Raw genomic sequence first — 19,766 nt, 5'->3', positions numbered from 1 at the left:
TCGTCGTGTCGTGCCGTCCCGTGCCCTGCTCAGGACTGCCCGCGGGGTCCCAGCACGCAGAACTCGTTGCCCTCGGGGTCGGCGAGCACCACCCACGGCTCGTCGCCGCTCTGGCCGACGTCGGCGTGCCGGGCGCCCAGCGCCAGCAGCCGCTCGACCTCCGCCCGCTGGTCGACGGGCCGGAAGTCCAGGTGCAGCCGGTTCTTGCCCGCCTTGCCCTCGGCGCTGCGGCCGAACAGCAGGCCGGGCAGCCGGTCGGGGGCCGGCCTGATCTCGTACTCGTCGGGGCTGTCGTCGACCACCGCCCAGCCGAGCGCCTCGGCCCACCAGCGGCCCAGCGCCCGCGGATCGTGCGCGTCGACGACGACCTGCTCCCATTCCAGCGTCATGACGGTCAGCGTAGGCACGGTGGGGAACACTGTGCGAGACGTTTTCGATCACGCCACGCATGGCACGCACACACGCACGCACGCACGAACACGAGGAGCAGCCGCATGACGGGCCCGATCACCGCGGGAGTCGACGGGACGGACGAGAGCCTCGCCGCGCTCGCCTGGGCGGCCCGGGAGGCCGTACGACGGGACGCGGCGCTGCGCGTGGTGCACGTCTGGGAGTTCCAGCCGGACGCGGCACCCGACGTGGCGGACCGCGCCTCCCAGGCGCGCTGGGTGCGCGAGGGCGTCGCCGGGGCCGTGCGCGCGGTCGCCGAGCGGCACCCCGCGCTGGAGGTGACCACCGACGTGCTGGAGGGCCCGCCCGCCGACACTCTGCTGGAGGCCGCCCGGGGGGCCGGGATGCTGGTCCTCGGCTCGCGCGGCCACGGCCCGTTCGTCGGGTTCCTGCTGGGCTCGGTCGGCCAGCAGGCGATCACCGAGGCCGTCTGCCCGGTGGTGGCGGTGCGCTCCGGCGACAAGGCGTCCGACGAGGTGGCCGGGCACGAGGTCGTCGTCGGCCAGCAGGGCGAGCCCGAGGACAGCGCGGCCGCCCTGGGGTTCGCGTTCGAGACGGCCGCCGCGCGCGGCGCGTCGGTGCGGGCCGTCCGGGCCTGGACGCTGCCGCCGGTGTTCGCCTACAGCCCCGGCTCGCTGCGGCTGCTCGACGAGGCGGGCGGCCTGGAGCCGTTCGAGCGGCAGGCGCTCGCGGCGGCGCTGGCGCCCTGGCGGGAGCGGTTCCCGGACGTGCCGGTCGTGGAGCACGTGGAGATGGGCAGCGCGGCCCAGGTGCTGCTGTCGGTGTCCGGGCGGGCCCAGCTGCTGGTCGTCGGCCGCCGCGCGCACCGCACCGCCATCGGCGCCCGGATCGGCTCCGTGGCGCACGGGATGCTGCACCACGCCGACTGCCCGGTGGCGGTCGTCCCGCCGCGGTGACGCGGGGGGCGGCCCGGCCCCCGGTCAGTCCTCCGGGACGGTCGGCTCCAGGGTCTCGCGGGCCTTGGGCAGGATCTTGGTGATGTAGTCCTCGACGGCCGTGTCCAGCCCGATGTCGTGCTGGGCGCGCTCGGACAGGTACCAGCGGTGCTCCAGCAGCTCGTGGTAGATCTCCGCCGGGTCCATCGAGCCGCGCAGCTCGACCGGCACGGCGCGCACGGTGGGGCGGAACACGTCCCGCACCCACCGGTGGGCCAGCACCTCGGGGCGGGCGGCGAGGGGGTCGCCCGGGGCGTGGTCGTCCTGGGTGGCCATCCAGCTCTCCAGGTCGTTCAGCAGCCGCCGCGCCTGGTTCTCCTCGGCGTCCAGGCCGGTCAGCCGCAGCAGCTGGCGCTGGTGGTGGCCGGCGTCGACGACCTTCGGCACGAAGGTGACCGTGTCGCCGAGGGAGGAGTGCTCGATCTGCATCTCGGCCACGTCGAAGCCGAGGTCGTTGAGCCGGCGTATCCGGCGCTCGATGTAGTGGTACTTGCCCGCCGGGTAGACCGAGGTGCGGGTCAGCTCGTCCCACAGGCCGCGGTAGCGGGCGCAGATCTCCCGGCCGAACTCGATCGGGTCCACCGACGGGTGCAGCGCCCCGGACGCCTCCAGGTCGAGCAGTTCGCCGCTGATGTTCACCCGGGCCAGGTCGAGGTCGTAGTCGCGCTGGCCGGGGCTCAGCCGGGGGTGCAGGTCGCCGGTCTCGGCGTCCACGAGGTAGGCGGCGTAGGCGCCCGCGTCGCGCCGGAACAGCGTGTTGGACAGCGAGCAGTCGCCCCACGCGAACCCCGCCAGGTGCAGGCGCACCAGCAGCACGGCGAGGGCGTCCATGAGCCGGTGCATGGTCGCGGGCCGCATGGTCGTCTCGAACATCGAGCGGTACGGCATGGAGCCGCCCAGGTGCCGGGTGACGAGCACCGGTTCCAGCGGCTCGCCGCTGTCGTCGGTGCGGCCGGTGACCACGGCGAGCGGGTCCACGGCGGGGATGCCGAGCCGGTCGAGGTCGCGCAGCAGCTCGTACTCGCGCAGCGCGGGCCGCTCGGCGAGCTCCTTGACGGCGATGACCTCCGCACCGGCGCGGGCGTAGCGCACCACGTGCCGGGAGATGCCGCGGGGCAGGGGGACCAGGACGTCCTCCGGCCACTCCTCCAGCGGGAGCTGCCAGGGCAGTTCCAGGAGCACCGCCGGGTGTTCCGGGTTGGTAGCGCTGATCTGCAGGGCCATGTGCCGACCCTAAAGGGCGCGTTCGCGGGCCCGGAGCGCGGCGTCGCGCACCGAACCCCGGTGGACCGGGCCGTGGCCGGGCAGCAGGACGTCGGCGTCCAGATCCTCGAACACCGCGAGGGAGGCCACGGAGCGCTCCCGCTCGTGGTGGAACATGTCGGGCAGCAGCTGGGGTCCCCGGACGCGGGACGTCGGGTGGCCGCTGACCAGGGCGTCGCCGGAGACCACCACGCCCGCCTCGGGCAGGTGGTAGGCGCAGTGGCCCAGGGTGTGGCCGGGGGTGTGCACCGGCACGGGGCGGCCGGGCAGGTCGAGCGCGCCGGACGGGCCGTGCGGGCCGTCGGAGGGGAACGGGGCCGGCTCGGTGACCGGCACGTGCGCGGTCCCGCCCGAGCGGATGGCGTGCACGGCCCACGGGAGCACCCCGGGCCGCCAGCCGTTCCTGAGCACCGTCCCGACGCTCACCTGGTGCAGGAAGTCCCGCCGGGCGTGCGGCACTTCCGCCTCGTGCAGGAGGACGGGGGTGCCGTGGGCGGCACGCAGGTACTCGGCCGAGCCGAGGTGGTCGGTGTGCGCGTGGGTGATCAGCACGGCGGCCACCGCCTCCGGTGAACTGCCCACCGCGGCCAGGGACTCAAGGAGCAGTCCGCGGTCGCCGGGATATCCGGTGTCGATGAGGGTGACGGCGTCGCCCTCGCCGAGGATCACCCAGTTGGTGTTGCTGCCGTGCACCAGGTGGATGCCGTCGCCGACCTGCTGGATGTCTGCGCCCATGGCCGTCCCGTCGGAAGTGGGGTGGAGCGTTGCCGGGGACAGCAAAGCAGAGCCGTCCCGGGCACCGTACCCGGGGGGCCGGTCCCGGGCTCAGCGCACGCCGCGCGGGCGGAACTGGACGCTGATGCGGGGGCCGCTCGCCCGTGTGCTCTTGGGGACGCAGTGTTCCCAGGTGCGCTGGCAGGAGCCGCCCATGACGATCAGGTCGCCGTGGCCCAGCGGGCGCCGCACCGTCTGCCCGCCGCCGTGAGCCGGGCGCAGCAGCAGGTCGCGCGGGGCGCCGACGGAGAGGATCGCGACCATGGTGTCCTGGCGGGCGCCGCGGCCGATGCGGTCGCCGTGCCAGGCCACGCTGTCCCGGCCGTCGCGGTAGTGGCACAGGCCCGCCGTGACGAACGGCTCGCCCAGCTCCTCGGCGTAGTGCGCGCTCAGCGCGGCGCGGACCTCGTCGAGCACCGGGTGGGGGAGCGGGTCCTCGGCGCCGTAGAAGGCGAGCAGGCGCGGGACGGCCACGACGTTGTCGTACATCTGGCGGCGCTCCTCGCGCCACGGGACGTCCTCGGCCAACTGCTCGAACAGGGCGTCGGAACCGGTGAGCCAGCCGGGCAGCACGTCGATCCAGGCGCCCGCGCCGAGCACCGTGCGACGGATGCCGTCGAGCGTGCCGAGCCGCAGGTCCTCGGCCTGGTCGAAGAGGGAGCCCTGGAGGTGGTGCCTGGTCATGGATCCAGCGTACCCCTTAATCGAAAATGTGTTCCCTTCGCTGGCCGCGCAGGCGTTCCGCCCGCTCCGAGGACTGTTCGATACGCCGGTGTATCGGATACGTTCCTGTATCCGACGTCGGTGCCGGCGGGAGGTGAGCCCATGGACGACGGTGCCAAGCGCGTGACCCGGCGCCGGGTCCGCACCCGCGCCCGGCTGCTCGACGCGGCGTTCGCGGTGTTCGCCGCCAAGGGCTTCGGGCGGGTCTCGATCGAGGAGGTCTGCGAGGCCGCCGGCTTCAGCCGGGGCGCCTTCTACTCCAACTTCACCACCCTCGACGAGCTGTTCTTCGCCCTCTACCAGGAGCGCGCCGACCTCATCGCCCGGCAGGTCTCCGACGCCCTCGCCCAGGACGGGCCCGCCCTCGACGTGCCCGCCGCCGTGGACCGGGTCACCGAGGTGCTCCTCCTGGACGTGGACTGGCTGCTGGTCAAGACCGACTTCCTGGTGCGCGCGGCGCGCGAGCCCGCCGTCGCCCGGTCCCTCCTCGACCACCGCGCTCGTTTGCGCCGGGCCGTCGCCGACCGGCTCGCCCGCGCCCAGGGCCCCACCCCCCTGCCCGCAGCGCTCGGCGACGCCGAGGGTGCCGCCCGCGCCGTGGTCGCCGCCTACGACGGCGTGACCACCCAGCTACTGCTGGACAAGGACGTGGAGGCCGCGCGCGCGTGGCTCAAGCAGCTCCTCACGGCCCTGCTGGCCGCGCCCCCCGCGCCCCCCGCTCCCCCCGCTCCCCCCGCGCCGCCACCGGCGGCCCCCGAGGCCCAGGCCCCCGCCCACACCCCGGCCCACACCCCCGCCCCGTCGACGCACGGTCGATGAACCCCGGATCGAACCCCGGGGGACGAACCCCAGGAAGGAACGGACGCCCATGGACGCGGACGTCATCGTCGTCGGAGCGGGCCTCGCCGGCCTGGTCGCCGCGCACGAACTCACCAGCCGGGGCCGCCGGGTCGCCCTGGTCGACCAGGAGAACGCCGCCAACCTCGGTGGCCAGGCGTTCTGGTCCTTCGGCGGGCTCTTCCTCGTCGACTCCCCGGAGCAGCGCCGCCTCGGCGTGAAGGACTCCCTCGACCTGGCGTGGAGCGACTGGCAGGGCAGCGCCGGGTTCGACCGCCTGGACGACGAGGACTCCTGGGCCGTGCGCTGGGCGCGGGCCTACGTGGAGTTCGCCGCGGGGGAGAAGCGCGTCTGGCTGGAGCGGCACGGCATCAAGCTGCTGCCCACGGTCGGCTGGGCCGAGCGCGGCGACCTGCGCGCCGACGGCCACGGCAACTCCGTGCCCCGTTTCCACATCGCCTGGGGCACCGGTACCGGTGTCGTCGAGCCGTTCGTCCGCCACGCCCGGCAGGCCGCCCGCGACGGACTGCTCACCTTCCTCCACCGCCACCGGGTGGACGAGCTGGTGCTGGAGCAGGGCGCGGCGCGCGGCGTGCGGGGCACCCTCCTCGCCCCGGACGACGCACCGCGCGGCGTCGCCTCCAGCCGCGAGGAGGTCGGCGCGTTCGAACTGACCGCCCAGGCCGTGATCGTCACCTCGGGCGGCATCGGCGCCGACCATGACATCGTGCGCCGCCACTGGCCCGCCCGGCTCGGCACCCCGCCCGCCCGGATGGTCACCGGCGTGCCCGCCTACGTCGACGGCCGCATGCTCGACATCAGCGCCCGGGCCGGCGCCCGCCTCGTCAACCGCGACCGCATGTGGCACTACACCGAGGGCGTGCGCAACTGGGACCCGGTCTGGCCCGGCCACGGCATCCGCATCCTGCCCGGCCCGTCCTCGATGTGGTTCGACGCCCTCGGCCGCCGGCTGCCCGACCCCTGCCTGCCCGGCTACGACACCCTCGGCACCCTGCGCCACCTGCGCACCACCGAGGACATCGCCGGGTACGACCACTCCTGGTTCGTCCTCAGCCAGAAGATCGTCGAGAAGGAGTTCGCGCTGTCCGGCTCCGAGCAGAACCCGGACATCACCGCGAAGGACCGCCGGGCGTTCCTGCGTGACCGGATCCTCGGCAAGGGCGCCCCGGGCCCGGTGCAGGCGTTCCTCGACCGGGGCGCGGACTTCGTCGTCGCCGACACCCTGGACCGGCTGGTCGAGAAGATGAACGGCCTCACCGACGAGCCGCTCCTCGACGCCGCCCTGATGCGCCGCCAGATCCGGGCCCGCGACCTGCAGATCGACAACCCCTACGCCAAGGACGCCCAGGTGCAGGGCATCCGCAACGCCCGCCGCTACATCGGCGACCGCCTCGGCCGCGTCGCCGCCCCGCACCGCATCCTCGACCCGGCCGCCGGACCGCTCATCGGCGTCAAGCTGCACGTCCTCACCCGCAAGACGCTCGGCGGCATCCAGACCGACCTCGACTCGCGCGCCCTCGGCGCCGACGGCACCCCGGTGGACGGGCTCTACGCGGCCGGCGAGGTGGCCGGCTTCGGCGGCGGCGGCGTGCACGGCTACAACGCCCTCGAGGGCACCTTCCTCGGCGGCTGCCTGTTCTCGGGGCGCGCGGCGGGCCGGGCGGCGGCGCAGCAGACGGCGTGAGGGGAGCGGGCGCGGGGGAGAAGCCGGGGGCGCGCCCCAGATGGCGGGCGGGGCGCCCCGGATAGCGGGCGGGGCGCCACGGAGGTCGGGCGGTGCGCCACGGAGGTCGGGCGGTGCGCCCTCAGGCCTCCTCCAGCAGGCGGGCCAGCACCGCCGCGTGGCTGCGCCCCGGGTCCTTCGACGACGTCAGCAGCGTCACCGGCCCCGTGCGGGCCGACTCCCGCAGCCCGTCCAGGAGTTCGGACGCGCCGGGCGCGGCGAGCTCGTCCTCGTAGCGGGCGGCGAACTCCTCGTAGGAGCCCTCGCCCGCGTGGTACCAGCGGCGCAGCTCCGCGGAGGGGGTGAGGTCCTTGGGCCACTCGTCGACGTGGGCGGCGTCCTTGGACACGCCCCGCGGCCACAGCCGGTCCACCAGGACGCGCAGGCCGTCGGCGGGTTCGGGATCCTCGTAGACACGGCGCACTCGTACGCTCACCGGCGGGCCTTTCGACGGGGTCGACGCAGCGGACGGGGGAGGGACAGCGGGGGGTCGGGGGACCGTCCGGAGCGTACTGCCGGCCGGCCGCGCGCGCCCGGCGTGACGCGGCGTGACTTGACCCGATCATGGGTGAGGGCGCGGCCCGCCGGCCCTACGCTGAGGGACGAATTGATCACCGCCACCCCCGCCGGAGCGACCCTCCACCTCGGGTGGAGCGCCCCCTGCCGACCCGCCCAGGAGAGCTTGTGACCCCATCCCGGCCCCCGAGGCCCAGCCACCGTCCCGCGCACGGCCCGCGCCGCCGGGCCCTCACGGCGACCGTCCCCCTGGCCCTCGCCGCGCTGCTCGCCTCCGCGAGCCCCGCGGGCGCCACCACGACGGGCGGCGCCGGGGCCGGCGACCCCTACTTCCCGCTCGCCGGGAACGGCGGCTACCACGTGGCGCACTACGGCCTCGACCTGCGCTACGACACCGCCACGCGGCACCTCGACGGCACCGCCGTCCTCACCGCCCGCGCCACCCGGCGGCTCACCCGCTTCGACCTCGACCTCAGCGGCCTGAAGGTCACCGGCCTCACCGTCGACCGCGCCCCGGCCGCGCACCGGCGCGACGGCCAGGAACTCGTCGTCACCCCCCGCCGGGCCCTGCGCAAGGGCCAGACGTTCCAGGTGACCGTCACCTACCGGGGCACCCCCAAGCCGGTCACCGACCCGGACGGCTCCCCGGACGGCTGGATCGCCACCGACGACGGCGCCTTCGTCGCCGGCGAACCCCAGGGCGCCATGACGTGGTTCCCCGCCAACAACCACCCCACGGACAAGTCCTCGTACGACATCACGGTGACCGTCCCGCAGGGACGCACCGCCGTCGCCAACGGCGTCCTGGTCGGCCGGCGCACCCACCAGGGCCGGACCACGTTCCACTGGCGCCAGAGCGAGCCGATGGCCGCCTACCTGGCCACCGCCACCGTCGGCACCTTCCAGGTCCGGCAGTACACCACCCGCGACGGCATCCGCGTCTACGACGCCGTCGACCCGCGCGAGGCCACCGCCGCCGCGCCCGTGCTGAAGAAGCTGCCCTCCGTGCTGGAGTGGGAGAGCCGCCTCTTCGGCCCCTACCCCTTCCGCAGCGCCGGCTCGATCGTGGACCACGCGCCCGACGTCGGCTACGCCCTGGAGACCCAGGGGCGGCCCGTCTACGACAGCGCGCCCGACCTGGACACCCTGGTCCACGAGAACGCCCACCAGTGGTTCGGCGACTCCGTGTCCCTCACCTCGTGGAAGGACATCTGGCTCAACGAGGGCTTCGCCACCTACGCCGAGTGGCTCTACGAGGAGCAGCACGGCGGCGACAGCGCGCAGAAGACCTTCGACGCGCTCTACGCCCGCCCGGCCGGCGACCCCCTGTGGGCCTACCCGCCCGGCGACCCCGGCAACGGGGCGAACCTGTTCGGCACCCCGGTCTACGCCCGCGGCGCCATGGTCCTGCACGCCCTGCGCACCGCCGTGGGCGACCGTGCCTTCTACCGCGTCCTGCGCGCCTGGGCGAGCGAGCACCGGTACGGCCACGGCACCACCGCCGACTTCGAGCGGCTCGCCGAGCGCGTCTCCGGCAAGGACCTCGACGCCGTGTTCACCACCTGGCTCCACACCCGGGGCAAGCCGAGCAGCCCGTAGGGCCGTTCGGCCGGCGCGGGCCGAACGCACCGCGGAAGCCGACCGGTTGCGTGGGAGCCGCCCGGTTCTGCGGCAGCCGACCGGTTCTGCGGAAGCCGACCGGTTCCGTGGCGGTGAAGCGGTTCCGCGGAAGCTGACCAGTTCCTCACATCCGTCGGCCAAGGTCGAGACATGATCGCGCACCGACCCCGGGCCGCCGTGCTCGCCGCCCTGTTCCTGCTCACCGGGTGCGGCGGCGGCGCGGCGGCCTCCCCGGGGCCCGACGCCGCGCCGACCCGGCCCGGCACCCCGCCCGCGCCCACCGCGGCGGTGCGCGCCGCCCCGACGCCGATACCCGGCCTCGGCCCGGCGGCCCGGGCCCGCATACCGGGGACGGCCGGGCAGGTCGTCGTGGTCACCGGACGCGACCGGGACTCGCCGCTGTCCACGGTCGTTCTGTACCGGCGCACCGCGGACGGCTGGCGGCCCGGCCCCGCCTGGCCCGCGCACAACGCCCTGCGCGGTTGGAGCGCCCACCACACGGGCGGCGACCTGCGCAGCCCCCAGGGCGTGTTCACCCTCAGCGACGCGGGCGGACTGCGCCCCGACCCCGGCACCCGGCTGCCCTACCACCGCTCGTGGGGCTTCACCTCGCACGGCACCGGCTTCGAGGGGGAGTCCCTGGAGGGCTCCTTCGACTACGTCGTCGCCATCGACTACAACCGCCGGCCGGGCACCTCGCCCCTCGACTGGACCCGGCCGCTCGGGGCACGCCGCGGCGGCGGCATCTGGTTCCACGTCGACCACGGCGGCCCCACCCACGGCTGCGTCAGCCTCGGTGAGCCGCACATGAAGGACCTGCTGCGGGAACTGGACCCCGCCCTGCACCCGGTCGTGGTGATGGGCGACCATGCCTTCCTCGCCCGCTGACCGGACGAGCACCCCGCCCGCCGACCGAAGGGGACCCGTCCCGTGTGCGCCCACGTACTCGTCGCCGAGGACGACGCGATGCAGGCCGAACTCATCCGCCGCACCCTCCTGGCCGAGGGGCACACCGCCACCGTCGTCCATGACGGGCCGGCCGCGCTGGACACCGCCCGCCGCCTCGGCCCCGACCTCGTGGTGCTCGACCTGATGCTGCCCGGCCTCGACGGCTTCGAGGTGTGCCGGACGCTGCGCCGCGAGGGCGACGTGCCCGTGCTGATGCTCACCGCCCGCACCGCCGAGGACGACGTGCTGCTCGGCCTGGACCTGGGCGCCGACGACTACATGACCAAGCCGTACAGCCCGCGCGAGCTGATGGCCCGGATCCGCACGGTGCTGCGGCGCGGCGGCCGGGCCGCGGGGCGGCGCGAGGACCCCGTGCTGCGGGCGGCGGGCCTGGCCGTCGACCCCGCGCGGCACGAGGTGCGGTGCGACGGCGTGCCCGTGGAGTGCACCCCGGCCGAGTTCCAGATCCTGTTGGCCCTCGTCGGCGAACCCGAACGGGTCTTCACCCGGCGGCAGTTGCTCCAGTGCACCAGTGGCTTCGACCGTGCGTCCACGGAGCGGGCCATCGACGTGCACATCATGAACCTGCGTAAGAAGACCGAGGCCGACCCGCGCCGCCCGGCCCGGCTGCTCACCGTCTTCGGCGTCGGCTACAAGCTCAGCGGCGGCCCCGGATGACCCGCGGGCCCCGCGAGCGGGCCGGCCGGCCGCGCCGGGCCCGGATACCGGTGCGCAAGCGCCTGCTGGTGCGGCTGCTGATCGCGTCCGTGCTGATCGCGGTCTGCTCGGTGGCCGCCACCACCTGGCTGGCCATCGAGACCACCACCCGCGCCCTGAAGGAGGAACAGGGCCAGGCCCTCGCCGACGACATGGACATCCTCGCCCGGCTCAGCGGCTACGCCGCCACCCACCCCGACTGGCGGGACGTCCGGGCCACCGTGCGGGCCCTGTCCGCGCGGACCGGCCGGCGCATCGCCCTGACCACCGCCGACCGCACCCCGCTCGCCGACTCCGCGCCGCCCGGCACCTCCCTGCCGCCCCGCGCCGCCGCCACCGTCGACCCGCTGCACACCGACACCTACTCCGAGCGCGGCGCCCAGCGCACCGGCATCGACCCGCGCGCGGTGGGCCCGTACCGGCTCACCGCCCCGGAGCGCACCGCCCTCGACGGCCTCGCCCGGATCCGGCAGCGCTGCCTCACCCGCTACGGCCTCGCCACCACCGTCACCCGCGTCCCGAGCGGACGCCCGGTCGTCACCGAGGACACCGGAGCAGTCGGCGAGGCCGACCTCGACGCCACCGACTGCGCCGACGGCCGGCTCAACACCCCGACACCGACCGAGGAGAAGGCCCTGCGCGCCCTCCAGGAGCAGGCCGGCGGCTGTCTGACGAGGCTCGGCCTGGGCACCGGCACCCCGCTGTACCTCGTCGTGGACGTCACCGAGGGCCTCGTCCCCGCCGTCGCCGCGAAGTTCTCCTCGGCCCGCGACACCCAGGCCCTGCACACCGCCCAGGCCTGCGTCGACAACGCCCGCCGCGCCCAGCTCGACCCCTACGTCGCCCCGGTCGCCGAGCTGTTCCTCGGCGGGGGCGCGGGCGACGCGCCGCCCCGCTTCGACATGTCCCCGGCCAACAAGGCGAAGGTCGCCGGGGCCGCGGGGCTCGTCCTCGCCGTGACCGTCGCGGTGACCGCCGTGGTCGCCACCCGCCTGGTCCGCCCGCTGCGCGCCCTGACCGAGGCCGCCCAGCAGCCGCCGGAGGCGCACGCGCGCGTACCCGTCACCACGCGCGACGAGACCGGCATCCTCGCCGAGGCCTTCAACGACCTCGCCGAGCGCCGCGAACGCCTGGAGGCCCAGCGCAAGGCCCTGGTCAGCGACATCGCCCACGAGCTGCGCAGCCCGCTGACCAACATCCGCGGCTGGCTCGAGGTCACCCGCGACGGCCTCGTCGACCCGGACCCGCAGCTGCTGTCCGCGCTGCACGAGGAGGCACTCGTGCTCCAGCGGGTCATCGACGACCTGCGCGACCTCGCCGATGCCGACGCCGGGACCCTGCGCCTGCACCCCGAGCCCGTGCCTGCCGACGAGCTGATCGCCCAAGTCGCCGCGGCCCACCGGGTCGCCGCCGACACCGCCGGCGTCACCCTGCGCACCCGGGCGGACGGCGCCCCCTGGCTGGACGCCGACCCCGTACGGCTGCGCCAGGCCCTCGGCAACCTCGTCACCAACGCCGTACGGCACACCCCCCGGGGCGGCACGGTCACCCTGACCGCGGGCCGCGAGGGGGACCGGGTGGTGCTGGAGGTCGCCGACACCGGTTCCGGCATCGCGCCCGAGGACCTGCCGCACGTCTTCGAGCGCTTCTGGCGGGCCGAGAAGTCCCGCAGCCGCCGCACCGGGGGCAGCGGGCTCGGCCTGTCCATCGTGCGGCACCTCGTCGCGGCGCACGGCGGCACCGCCGAGGCGCGCAGCACACCGGGCCGCGGCAGCGCCTTCACCCTGCGCCTGCCCGCGGGAACGGCCCCGCGGGACCCCTGATCCCGCACCCTGCCGCGGGGTACCCCGGTGGCCGGACGGTGTCGCCGCCCACGAGCACGCGTGGGGGCCGCTGCGCCGCGGCGGGAGCTGAGCGGGCCCGGGGACCGGGGACCGGGAGCTGAGCGTGCCCGGGGACCGCGACGGCCGCGGCCCGGCTACTGCTCGCGCATCCCCCAGGGAGAGCCGTACGCGCTCAGCAGGTCCAGGAACGGCCGGGCCGGGAACGCCTCGGGGCCCAGCACGCCGGCGCCCTGCCACGCGCGCGTGGCGAGCAGCTCCAGGGCGACGACCGGGTTGACCGCCGTCTGCCACACCACGGCCTGGCTGCCGTACTCCGCCATCGACCACTGGTTGTCGACCACGTGGTACAGGTACACCTCGCGCGGGGCACCGTCCTTCACGCCCCGCACCCAGGTGCCCGCGCAGGTCTTGCCGCGCATCCGCTCGCCCAGGGTCGCCGGGTCGGGCAGACAGGCGGCGACCACGTCCCGGGGCGACACCTGCACCGGCCCGTCCGCGCCCGGCACGGTCACCGGGGCGGTGCCGTCCAGGCCCAGCCGGTGCAGCGTGCGCAGCGTGTCGATGAACTCCTGTCCGAGGCCGTACTTGAAGGTGACGCGCCGGGCCCCCACCCAGCGGGGCACGAGCAGCACCTCCTCGTGCTCGACGTTCACGCACTCCACCGGCCCGATGCCCTCGGGGAAGTCGAAGACCTCGGGCTCGCTGAACGGCTCGGTGGTGTACCAGCCCCGCTCCGCCTCGTAGACGACCGGCGGGTTCAGGCACTCCTCGATGGTGGTCCAGATGCTGAAGGACGGCGCGAAGTCCAGGCCGTCCACGGTGAGGTCGGCGCCGTCGCGGACGCCGATCTCCTCGATCTCGTCGAACAGCTCGTCGGCGGCGAACCGGGCGAAGACGTCCGACAGGCCCGGCTCGACGCCCATGCCGACCAGGGCGAGCGCCCCGGCCTCCTCCCACGCGTCGGCCTCGGCGAACTGCTCGTCACCGAGCTTCACCCCGCACTCCTCGTACGGCCGCTCCCCGTGCGGCCTGGACAGGGACATCGCCATGTCGACATAGGTGGCGCCGGCCGCGCGCGCCGCCCGGAACAGCGGCATCACGAACCGCGGATCGGTCGCGTTGAGCAGCACGTCGCAGCCGTGCCGGGCGAGCAGCGCGGTCACGGCCGCCTCGTCGCCCGCGTCGACGCGCTCGGCCACGAACCGGCCGTCGCCGTCGAGGGCCGCCACCGCGGCGGCGGAACGGGCCGGGTCGTAGTCGGCGACCACCATGGCCTCGAAGAACGTGCGGCGGGCCGCGATCCGGGTGACGGCGGTGCCGACTCCGCCGGCTCCCACGAGCAGTACACGCATGACAAGCACTCCCTGAGTCGATCTGTCGACTTCTCGGTTTGTCGTTCGTTGTGGTGGCGCGCCCCGCCCTGGATACAACCCGCCGCGCTCGCTTAAGGTCAATGGCGTTGGCATAAGGGGACGCAAGAAGGGAGGGCGGCCGTGCCGAAGCCCGTCGTGCCCGAGGAGAAACGGCGCCGCCGCCGGCCCACCCGCGCGGGCACCGTGCTGTCCGAGCAGCTGATCGTCGACACCGCGCTGCGGCTGCTACGCGAGCACGGCAGCACCGGGCTCACCGCCCGCCGCCTCGGCCTGGCCCTCGACTGCGACCCCAGCACGCTGTACCGGTACTTCCGGGGCATGGACGAGCTGACCCTCGCCATCGGTGACGCCCTGATCGGGCAGGCGCTCAGCGGCTGGCGGCCGACCGGCCGGTGGCGGGCCGACCTGCACGCCGTCGGACTGCGCATCCACGCCGCCTACGTCGCCCACCCGCAGGCGGCCCAGCTGACCGCCAGCCGGGTCACCGGGCGGGCCAACGAGCTGGCCGCCGACGAGGCCGTGCTGGACGTGCTGCGCCGGGCCGGCTTCCCGCTGCCGGAGACCGTGCGCGTCTACCACGCCTTCATCGACCAGACCCTGGCCTTCGCCGCCCTCGACGCGGCCTCCCTCACCCTGCCGCGCGCCTCGCAGCGCGCCGACGAGGCGATGTGGCGCTCCACCTACGCCCGCCTGCCCGCCGCCACCCACCCCCGCATCGCCGAGGCCGCCCCGCTGCTCGCCACCCGCATGGTGACCAGCGCGTACCCGACGGCACTGGAGATGCTGCTGGACAGCGCACAGGCACGGCTGGAGGCGCTGGGCGGGGGCGACGGCGGCGACGGCGGAGCGGGCTGACGACGGACCGGACCGGGGCGGGCGGGTGGACGGCGGCCGAGGGCGGGCGGGTGGACGGCGGGCGCGGGGGGGCCGTCTCAGCCCAGTGCCCCGGCCGCCGCCCCCGCCACCGCCTCCGCCAGCGCCGCCAGGGCCGGTGAGTCGAGCTTCCACTGCTGCCAGTACAGCGGCACGTCCAACGGCAGCTCCGGCGCCAGGGCCACCAGGCGCCCCGAGCGCAGCAGCCCGTCCGCCTGGATCTCGGGCACCATGCCCCAGCCGAGCCCGGCGGCGACCGCGTCCAGGAAGCCCTCCGACGTGGGCACGGCGTGCCGTACCGCGCTCGCGCCGCCGGCCCCGCGCCGCAGCCGTCGTACGAAGGCGTCCTGGAGGTCGTCCCGGCGGTCGAAGGTGACCACGGGCGCGTGGGCCAGCGCGTCGGGCAGGGGGCCGTGGAGGTGGCGCCCGGTGAAGCCGGGCGTGGCCGCGGCGAGGTAGCGCATCGTGCCCAGGCGCCGCACCGAACAGCCGGTCACCGCGTCCGGCGCGGACGTCACGGCCGCCATCACCAGGCCCTCGCGCAGCAGCTCCGCGGTGCGGGTCTCGTCCTCGCGGTGCAGCTCGAAGCACAGGCGCGGCTCCGGCGGTACGTGGGTGAGCGCGGGCAGGAACCAGGTCGCCAGGGAGTCGGCGTTCACCGCGACCGACACCCGGGTGGGCTCGCCCTCGGTGCTCATGCCCAGCTCCGCCCGCGTGTCGCGCTCCAGCCGGGCCAGCTGCCGGGCGAACCGCACGACGATCTCGCCGGACTCCGTGGGACGCACCGGCTTGGTGCGCAGCAGCAGCACCCGGCCGGTGCGCTGCTCCAGTGCCTTGACCCGCTGGCTGACCGCCGACGGCGTCACGTGCAGGGCGGCCGCCGCCGCGTCGAAGGTGCCCTCGTCGACCACCGCGAGCAGGGTCCGCACCTGATCGAGGGGTAGGTCGGTCATCACAAAGGCTAATGATACGTAAGAATCCTTAGCTGGACCGGCAGTGATCGGTTCCCTAGCGTGGAGCGCATGTCCCCCGCCCTCGCCGCCGCCGCGGCCGGTTTCGGCACCGGCCTGTCGCTCATCGTCGCCATCGGCGCCCAGAACGCCTTCGTCCTGCGCCAGGGCGTCCGGCGCGACGCCGTCCTCGCCGTCGTCGGGATCTGCGCCCTGTCCGACGCGGTGCTCATCGCGCTCGGGGTGGGCGGCGTGGGCGCGCTGGCGGTGGCCTGGCCCGGTGCGCTCACCGTGGTCGGCTGGGTCGGCGGCGCCTTCCTGCTGGGCTACGGCGCCCTCGCCGCCCGCCGGGTGGTCAAGCCGGGCGACGGTCTGCGGGCGGCCGGTGACGCGGCGGGCTCCCGGCGCCGGGCCGTGCTCACCTGCCTCGCCCTGACCTGGCTCAACCCGCACGTGTACCTCGACACGGTGTTCCTGCTCGGCTCGATCGCCGCCGACCGCGGCCCGCTGCGCTGGACGTTCGGCCTCGGCGCCGCCCTGGCCAGCCTGTGCTGGTTCGCCGTCCTCGGCTTCGGCGCCCGGCTGCTCGGCCGCTTCCTGGCGCGCCCGTCGGCCTGGCGGGTCCTGGACGGGCTGGTGGCCGCCACGATGATCACGCTCGGCGTCCTGCTCCTCGTCGGAGGCTGACCGGTCCCGACGGCCGGCGCGGTGACATAGTGAACCCCGGTCCGGATAGATGTAACGAGCAACCAGGAAGTCCGTGGACACCAGCGACAGCACCACCACCGGTACGGAGCCCCCATCCGCGCACGGGCCCGAGGCGCCGCCCCGGCGCGGCTGGCGCCGCTGGGCGATGGACACCCGCCCCCTGGGCATCCCGGCCTACCGCCGGCTGTGGACCTCCACCATCGTCACGGCCGTCGGCAGCCAGCTCACCGCCGTCGCCGTGCCCAAGCAGATCTACGACATCACCGGCTCCTCGGCCTGGGTCGGCTACGCCAGCCTGGCCGGCCTGGTGCCCATGGTGCTGTTCGCCCTGTGGGGCGGGGCCGTCGCGGACACCGTGGACCGCCGCAAGCTGCTGCTGGTCACCAACACCGGCATCGCCGTCACCTCGGTGCTGTTCTGGGTCCAGGCCGTCACCTCGCTGGCCTCGGTGCCGGTGCTGATGGTGCTGCTCGCGCTGCAGCAGGCCTTCTTCGGCCTGAACGCGCCCGCCCGCACGGCCTCCATAGCCCGGCTGGTGCCCGCCGACCAGCTGCCCGCGGCCAACGCCCTGGGCTCGACGGTCACCCAGACCGGCCTGGTCGCGGGCCCGCTGCTGGCCGGCGCGCTGATCCCCGTCATCGGGCTGCCCGAGCTGTACCTGATCGACGCGCTCGCGCTGTGCGTCACCGTGTGGGCGGTGGCGCGGCTGCCCGCCCTGCCCCCACTGGGCGGCGCCGGGTCCCGGCGCGCCGGGGTGCGGGAGATCGCCGAGGGCTTCCGCTACATCGCCGGGCGCAAGGTGCTGCTGCTGTCCTTCCTGGCCGACGTCATCGCGATGGTGTGCGGCATGCCCCGCGCCCTGTTCCCGCAGCTCGCCGCCGAGACCTACTCCTCCTACGGCGAGGGCCCGGCGCTCGGCCTGCTCTACGCGGCGATCCCCGTCGGCGCGGTGCTCGGCGGGCTGTTCTCCGGGACGTTCTCCCGGGCCCGCCGGCACGGCTGGATGGTGATCGGCGCGGTCGTCGCCTGGGGCGCCGCCGTCGCCGGCTGCGGGCTCAGCGGCAGCCTGTGGTGGGCGGTGGCCTTCCTGGCGGCGGCGGGTGTCGCGGACATGGTGTCGATGGTCTTCCGCGGGGCGATCCTGCTGTCGGCGGCCACCGACGAGATGCGCGGCCGGATGCAGGGCGTCTTCACGGTGGTGGTCGCGGGCGGGCCCCGGCTGGCGGACGTCCTGCACGGCACGGCGGGCTCGGTCCTCGGCCCGCGGGCGGCCGTGGCGGGCGGCGGCCTGCTCGTCGTGGTGCTCATGCTGGGCCTCGCCGCGGCGGTCCCGGCGCTGCGCCGCTACCGCGTCTGACCCCGTCGCGGGGACGCCCGTCCGGCCGTCAGGACCCGTGCCGGCCCCGCGGGCCGTCGAGTGCGTGGGCCCAGGCCAGCAGTTCCGGGGCGTCCAGCGTCGGCAACCACACGTCGGCCCGGGTGGCGCCGTCGCCCTTCGGCCGGGGGCCGACGCCCAGGATCCGCAAGCCCGCCCGGCGGGCGGCCTCCACGCCGGTCAGGGAGTCCTCCACCGCCAGCGCGCGGTGCGGGGCGACCCCGCACAGCCGTGCCGCCACGGTGTACACGTCGGGGTGCGGCTTGGGACGCACCCGGTCCCCGGTGTCGGGGACGACCAGGTGCTGGAAGTGTGCGAGCAGTCCGGCTCGTTCCAGGCTGCCTTCGACCACGACCCGCGGGCAGTTGCTGGCCACGGCCAGCGGTAACCGGCCGGAGAGCAGCCGGACGAGCGGAACGGCACCCGGCATCGTCACCGGATCGTCGATGACGAGTGCCAGGAAGTGGTCGAGGAGCGCGGCCGTCAGGTCCTGGGCCAGTTCGGGCTTGTGCACCGACTGCGCCATGAGCCGGCCGCAGTCCTCGTAGTGCAGGCCGAGGGCCTGCTCCGTGAACCCGGGCGGCGGCTGGAGGCCGTACTCCAGGAAGGCTCGGTGGCGAGCCTCCTGCCAGTGGCGTTCGCTGTCCATCAGGGTGCCGTCGCAGTCGAAGACGACGGCGTCGGGCGACCAGTCGAGCAGATGGCGGTCCGAGGTGGTCATTGGGGCCTCCCATGCCTCCGCGTGTACGCACGCGGCATTCCCGGCAGGAAACGGAAAGGTACGTTCCGCTACGTTATTTCCGTCCAGGGAATGCGGCCAATGACACGTTCCGGTGACTCGACGGGCGTCCGCGACGGACGTATGGCCTGAGCGGTGGCGACTGCGGCGAGATGGTCACCGGGCCCGTCAACCCCCAGCACACGCAGGCGAGTTGTCGTGCGTCCCCGGCCGCGCAGGGCACGGAGCGCGCCGGGTGCGCCGCCACCCGCACGCGTGCGTATTCGAAAGAACTCCGTATTCACCGCACGAATACGCCGGGCGAGGCGGACCGGTCAGAAGGCGCCCCGGCGTTTGATCGCGTACTGCTCCATCAGCTTGCCCCGGGTCATCTCCAGCCGGTGGGCGAGGATCTCGGCGACGATGCGCACCAGCGACAGCCCGAGCGCCGGCTCCTCCTCGCACAGCTTGAGCACCGGCTGCGCCTCGAACTCGTACGCCCGCACCGGGCTGAACGCCTCCGCGCCGAAGTCCCACTGGTACGGCGGGAACAGCCACGACCAGCCGAGCAGGTCGCCCGCGGACAGGCTGGCGACGGTGACCCGCTGGTGGGAGGTGACCTGCTGGTCCAGGGAGACCGAGCCGGAGCGGATGACCCAGAAGCGGTCGGCCCGGCCGCCCGCCTCGAAGACGCGGGTGTCCTCCGCGAAGGACACCTCCCGGGCCAGGGTCATCAGGCGCTGTCGCTGGGGCGGGGGGAGGGCGGTCAGGAGTTTGGTCGCTTTGGTCATGGCGCGGGGCTCCTCGCCGGGCGATCGGGTGGGGTGGTTTCCCTATGCCCATTTCAGCCGCTGCCGTCGCACCGGGCACCTCGGCGACCTGGTTTCCCGCGACCGGGGGGTCCGGCCGCGCCCGGACGGAAAAGAGCCCTGGCTGGACGGGGGAAGCCAGCCAGGGCCGTTACGGGTGATGTCGGGGGAGGGGGGAACTCGACCCCGTCACCACGTATGGATGAACGGTAAACCATTCGCGGGCGTGATGTGTAGTCAGAACCCGGTCACGTGACCCGTTTCACTTCACTGTGCCACGCGGAAGCCGGTTCGCACAGACTCTGCACAGCCTCAGTCGTCCGATCCGGGCTCCGCGCCGTGGTGCCCCGGCGACACGATCTCGTCGAGGACCCGCACCACGGCCTCGTAGGCCAGCTGCCGGCCCCGCGCCTCCCGTGCGGCGTCGCCGCCGCCCGGATCGCCGGGCGGTGCCGGCTCGCGGGCGCGGGCCTCCCAGGTGCGCAGTTCCTCGTGTGCGTAGCGGCGTGCGCGCTGGATGCGCCGCAGCAGTTCGTCCGAGTCCACAACTTCCGCCATGCGGTGCGCG

The 19,766-nt window shown here is 74.9% G+C and carries 20 protein-coding genes; 10 read left to right on the top strand and 10 right to left on the bottom strand.

Features of this window, described 5'->3' with window-relative positions; genetic code table 11:
- Nucleotides 1–29: 29 nt before the first annotated feature.
- The gene (locus E4U91_RS03285) at nt 30–389 is read right to left on the bottom strand and encodes a VOC family protein (protein ID WP_137305124.1); all 360 of its coding nucleotides are present in this window, start codon (nt 387–389) and stop codon (nt 30–32) included.
- A 105-nt stretch (nt 390–494) separates the two neighbouring features.
- Between E4U91_RS03285 and E4U91_RS03280 the strand changes: the two genes are divergently transcribed.
- The gene (locus E4U91_RS03280; protein ID WP_137305123.1) at nt 495–1,367 is read left to right on the top strand and encodes a universal stress protein; all 873 of its coding nucleotides are present in this window, start codon (nt 495–497) and stop codon (nt 1,365–1,367) included.
- A gap of 24 nt (nt 1,368–1,391) precedes the next feature.
- Here E4U91_RS03280 and E4U91_RS03275 read toward each other — a convergent pair whose 3' ends face one another.
- From E4U91_RS03275 to E4U91_RS03265, 3 genes are all read right to left on the bottom strand, one after another.
- Nucleotides 1,392–2,630 (bottom strand): DUF4032 domain-containing protein, encoded by a 1,239-nt coding sequence (locus tag E4U91_RS03275; protein ID WP_137305122.1) that lies wholly within the window; start codon nt 2,628–2,630, stop codon nt 1,392–1,394.
- A gap of 9 nt (nt 2,631–2,639) precedes the next feature.
- Entirely contained in the window at nt 2,640–3,404 is a 765-nt protein-coding gene (locus E4U91_RS03270; protein WP_137305121.1) for an MBL fold metallo-hydrolase, read from the bottom strand.
- Nucleotides 3,405–3,494: 90 nt separating this feature from the next.
- Nucleotides 3,495–4,127 (bottom strand): alpha-ketoglutarate-dependent dioxygenase AlkB, encoded by a 633-nt coding sequence (locus E4U91_RS03265; protein WP_137305120.1) that lies wholly within the window; start codon nt 4,125–4,127, stop codon nt 3,495–3,497.
- Between the two features lie 141 nt (nt 4,128–4,268).
- Here E4U91_RS03265 and E4U91_RS03260 point away from each other — a divergent pair, with 141 nt between their 5' ends.
- Together E4U91_RS03260 and E4U91_RS03255 are read left to right on the top strand one after the other, a co-directional pair.
- Nucleotides 4,269–4,985 carry a TetR/AcrR family transcriptional regulator gene (locus tag E4U91_RS03260; RefSeq protein ID WP_137305119.1) on the top strand — a complete coding sequence of 239 codons (717 nt, stop codon included), beginning with the start codon at nt 4,269–4,271 and terminating at the stop codon, nt 4,983–4,985.
- Nucleotides 4,986–5,034: 49 nt separating this feature from the next.
- The gene (locus tag E4U91_RS03255; RefSeq protein WP_137305118.1) at nt 5,035–6,708 is read left to right on the top strand and encodes an FAD-binding dehydrogenase; all 1,674 of its coding nucleotides are present in this window, start codon (nt 5,035–5,037) and stop codon (nt 6,706–6,708) included.
- 121 nt (nt 6,709–6,829) lie between these two features.
- Here E4U91_RS03255 and E4U91_RS03250 read toward each other — a convergent pair whose 3' ends face one another.
- The gene (locus E4U91_RS03250) at nt 6,830–7,183 is read right to left on the bottom strand and encodes a DUF488 domain-containing protein (RefSeq protein ID WP_137305117.1); all 354 of its coding nucleotides are present in this window, start codon (nt 7,181–7,183) and stop codon (nt 6,830–6,832) included.
- Nucleotides 7,184–7,431: 248 nt separating this feature from the next.
- On the opposite strand from E4U91_RS03250, the gene E4U91_RS03245 reads away from it, so the two are divergent.
- From E4U91_RS03245 to E4U91_RS03230, 4 genes are all read left to right on the top strand, one after another.
- Nucleotides 7,432–8,862, top strand: coding sequence for a M1 family metallopeptidase (locus E4U91_RS03245; protein WP_174867744.1), 1,431 nt, complete (start codon nt 7,432–7,434; stop codon nt 8,860–8,862).
- A gap of 171 nt (nt 8,863–9,033) precedes the next feature.
- The gene (locus tag E4U91_RS03240) at nt 9,034–9,771 is read left to right on the top strand and encodes a L,D-transpeptidase family protein (protein ID WP_137305115.1); all 738 of its coding nucleotides are present in this window, start codon (nt 9,034–9,036) and stop codon (nt 9,769–9,771) included.
- Between the two features lie 42 nt (nt 9,772–9,813).
- On the top strand, nt 9,814–10,509 hold the full coding sequence (locus E4U91_RS03235) for a response regulator transcription factor (protein ID WP_137305114.1): 696 nt from the start codon (nt 9,814–9,816) through the stop codon (nt 10,507–10,509).
- Nucleotides 10,506–12,371, top strand: a complete 1,866-nt coding sequence (locus E4U91_RS03230) for a sensor histidine kinase (RefSeq protein WP_137305113.1) — start codon at nt 10,506–10,508, stop codon at nt 12,369–12,371. The genes E4U91_RS03235 and E4U91_RS03230 overlap by 4 nt, the downstream gene beginning before the upstream one ends.
- Nucleotides 12,372–12,526: 155 nt before the next feature.
- On the opposite strand, the gene E4U91_RS03225 is transcribed toward E4U91_RS03230, so the two are convergent.
- Entirely contained in the window at nt 12,527–13,744 is a 1,218-nt protein-coding gene (locus E4U91_RS03225; protein ID WP_137305112.1) for a saccharopine dehydrogenase family protein, read from the bottom strand.
- Nucleotides 13,745–13,885: 141 nt separating this feature from the next.
- Between E4U91_RS03225 and E4U91_RS03220 the strand changes: the two genes are divergently transcribed.
- Nucleotides 13,886–14,620 carry a TetR/AcrR family transcriptional regulator gene (locus E4U91_RS03220; RefSeq protein WP_137305111.1) on the top strand — a complete coding sequence of 245 codons (735 nt, stop codon included), beginning with the start codon at nt 13,886–13,888 and terminating at the stop codon, nt 14,618–14,620.
- 77 nt (nt 14,621–14,697) lie between these two features.
- Here E4U91_RS03220 and E4U91_RS03215 read toward each other — a convergent pair whose 3' ends face one another.
- Nucleotides 14,698–15,591, bottom strand: coding sequence for a LysR family transcriptional regulator ArgP (locus tag E4U91_RS03215; protein WP_137305110.1), 894 nt, complete (start codon nt 15,589–15,591; stop codon nt 14,698–14,700).
- 69 nt (nt 15,592–15,660) lie between these two features.
- Between E4U91_RS03215 and E4U91_RS03210 the strand changes: the two genes are divergently transcribed.
- Both E4U91_RS03210 and E4U91_RS03205 read left to right on the top strand, forming a co-directional pair.
- On the top strand, nt 15,661–16,275 hold the full coding sequence (locus E4U91_RS03210) for a LysE/ArgO family amino acid transporter (RefSeq protein ID WP_137305109.1): 615 nt from the start codon (nt 15,661–15,663) through the stop codon (nt 16,273–16,275).
- A 73-nt stretch (nt 16,276–16,348) separates the two neighbouring features.
- Entirely contained in the window at nt 16,349–17,653 is a 1,305-nt protein-coding gene (locus E4U91_RS03205) for an MFS transporter (RefSeq protein ID WP_137305108.1), read from the top strand.
- Between the two features lie 28 nt (nt 17,654–17,681).
- On the opposite strand, the gene E4U91_RS03200 is transcribed toward E4U91_RS03205, so the two are convergent.
- The 3 genes from E4U91_RS03200 to E4U91_RS03190 form a co-directional block, all read right to left on the bottom strand.
- Nucleotides 17,682–18,392, bottom strand: a complete 711-nt coding sequence (locus tag E4U91_RS03200) for an HAD family hydrolase (protein WP_137305107.1) — start codon at nt 18,390–18,392, stop codon at nt 17,682–17,684.
- 332 nt (nt 18,393–18,724) lie between these two features.
- Nucleotides 18,725–19,180 (bottom strand): cyclic nucleotide-binding domain-containing protein, encoded by a 456-nt coding sequence (locus E4U91_RS03195; protein WP_137305106.1) that lies wholly within the window; start codon nt 19,178–19,180, stop codon nt 18,725–18,727.
- A gap of 330 nt (nt 19,181–19,510) precedes the next feature.
- Nucleotides 19,511–19,756, bottom strand: a complete 246-nt coding sequence (locus tag E4U91_RS03190; protein WP_137305105.1) for a hypothetical protein — start codon at nt 19,754–19,756, stop codon at nt 19,511–19,513.
- Between the last annotated feature and the right edge of the window lie 10 nt (nt 19,757–19,766).

This window comes from Streptomyces lasalocidi (assembly GCF_005280215.1).
Lineage (GTDB): Bacteria > Actinomycetota > Actinomycetes > Streptomycetales > Streptomycetaceae > Streptomyces > Streptomyces longwoodensis.
Note: the sequence above shows the minus strand (reverse complement) of the source record. Positions and strands in the feature narration are given on the sequence as shown.

What these genes read in the sequence shown, in the direction of transcription:
- E4U91_RS03285 (WP_137305124.1), bottom strand. Translation starts at nt 389, where the DNA reads ATGACGCTGGAATGGGAGCAGGTCGTCGTCGACGCGCACGATCCGCGG.
- E4U91_RS03280 (WP_137305123.1), top strand. Translation starts at nt 495, where the DNA reads ATGACGGGCCCGATCACCGCGGGAGTCGACGGGACGGACGAGAGCCTC.
- E4U91_RS03275 (WP_137305122.1), bottom strand. Translation starts at nt 2,630, where the DNA reads ATGGCCCTGCAGATCAGCGCTACCAACCCGGAACACCCGGCGGTGCTC.
- E4U91_RS03270 (WP_137305121.1), bottom strand. Translation starts at nt 3,404, where the DNA reads ATGGGCGCAGACATCCAGCAGGTCGGCGACGGCATCCACCTGGTGCAC.
- E4U91_RS03265 (WP_137305120.1), bottom strand. Translation starts at nt 4,127, where the DNA reads ATGACCAGGCACCACCTCCAGGGCTCCCTCTTCGACCAGGCCGAGGAC.
- E4U91_RS03260 (WP_137305119.1), top strand. Translation starts at nt 4,269, where the DNA reads ATGGACGACGGTGCCAAGCGCGTGACCCGGCGCCGGGTCCGCACCCGC.
- E4U91_RS03255 (WP_137305118.1), top strand. Translation starts at nt 5,035, where the DNA reads ATGGACGCGGACGTCATCGTCGTCGGAGCGGGCCTCGCCGGCCTGGTC.
- E4U91_RS03240 (WP_137305115.1), top strand. Translation starts at nt 9,034, where the DNA reads ATGATCGCGCACCGACCCCGGGCCGCCGTGCTCGCCGCCCTGTTCCTG.
- E4U91_RS03230 (WP_137305113.1), top strand. Translation starts at nt 10,506, where the DNA reads ATGACCCGCGGGCCCCGCGAGCGGGCCGGCCGGCCGCGCCGGGCCCGG.
- E4U91_RS03225 (WP_137305112.1), bottom strand. Translation starts at nt 13,744, where the DNA reads ATGCGTGTACTGCTCGTGGGAGCCGGCGGAGTCGGCACCGCCGTCACC.
- E4U91_RS03215 (WP_137305110.1), bottom strand. Translation starts at nt 15,591, where the DNA reads ATGACCGACCTACCCCTCGATCAGGTGCGGACCCTGCTCGCGGTGGTC.
- E4U91_RS03210 (WP_137305109.1), top strand. Translation starts at nt 15,661, where the DNA reads ATGTCCCCCGCCCTCGCCGCCGCCGCGGCCGGTTTCGGCACCGGCCTG.
- E4U91_RS03200 (WP_137305107.1), bottom strand. Translation starts at nt 18,392, where the DNA reads ATGACCACCTCGGACCGCCATCTGCTCGACTGGTCGCCCGACGCCGTC.
- E4U91_RS03195 (WP_137305106.1), bottom strand. Translation starts at nt 19,180, where the DNA reads ATGACCAAAGCGACCAAACTCCTGACCGCCCTCCCCCCGCCCCAGCGA.
- E4U91_RS03190 (WP_137305105.1), bottom strand. Translation starts at nt 19,756, where the DNA reads ATGGCGGAAGTTGTGGACTCGGACGAACTGCTGCGGCGCATCCAGCGC.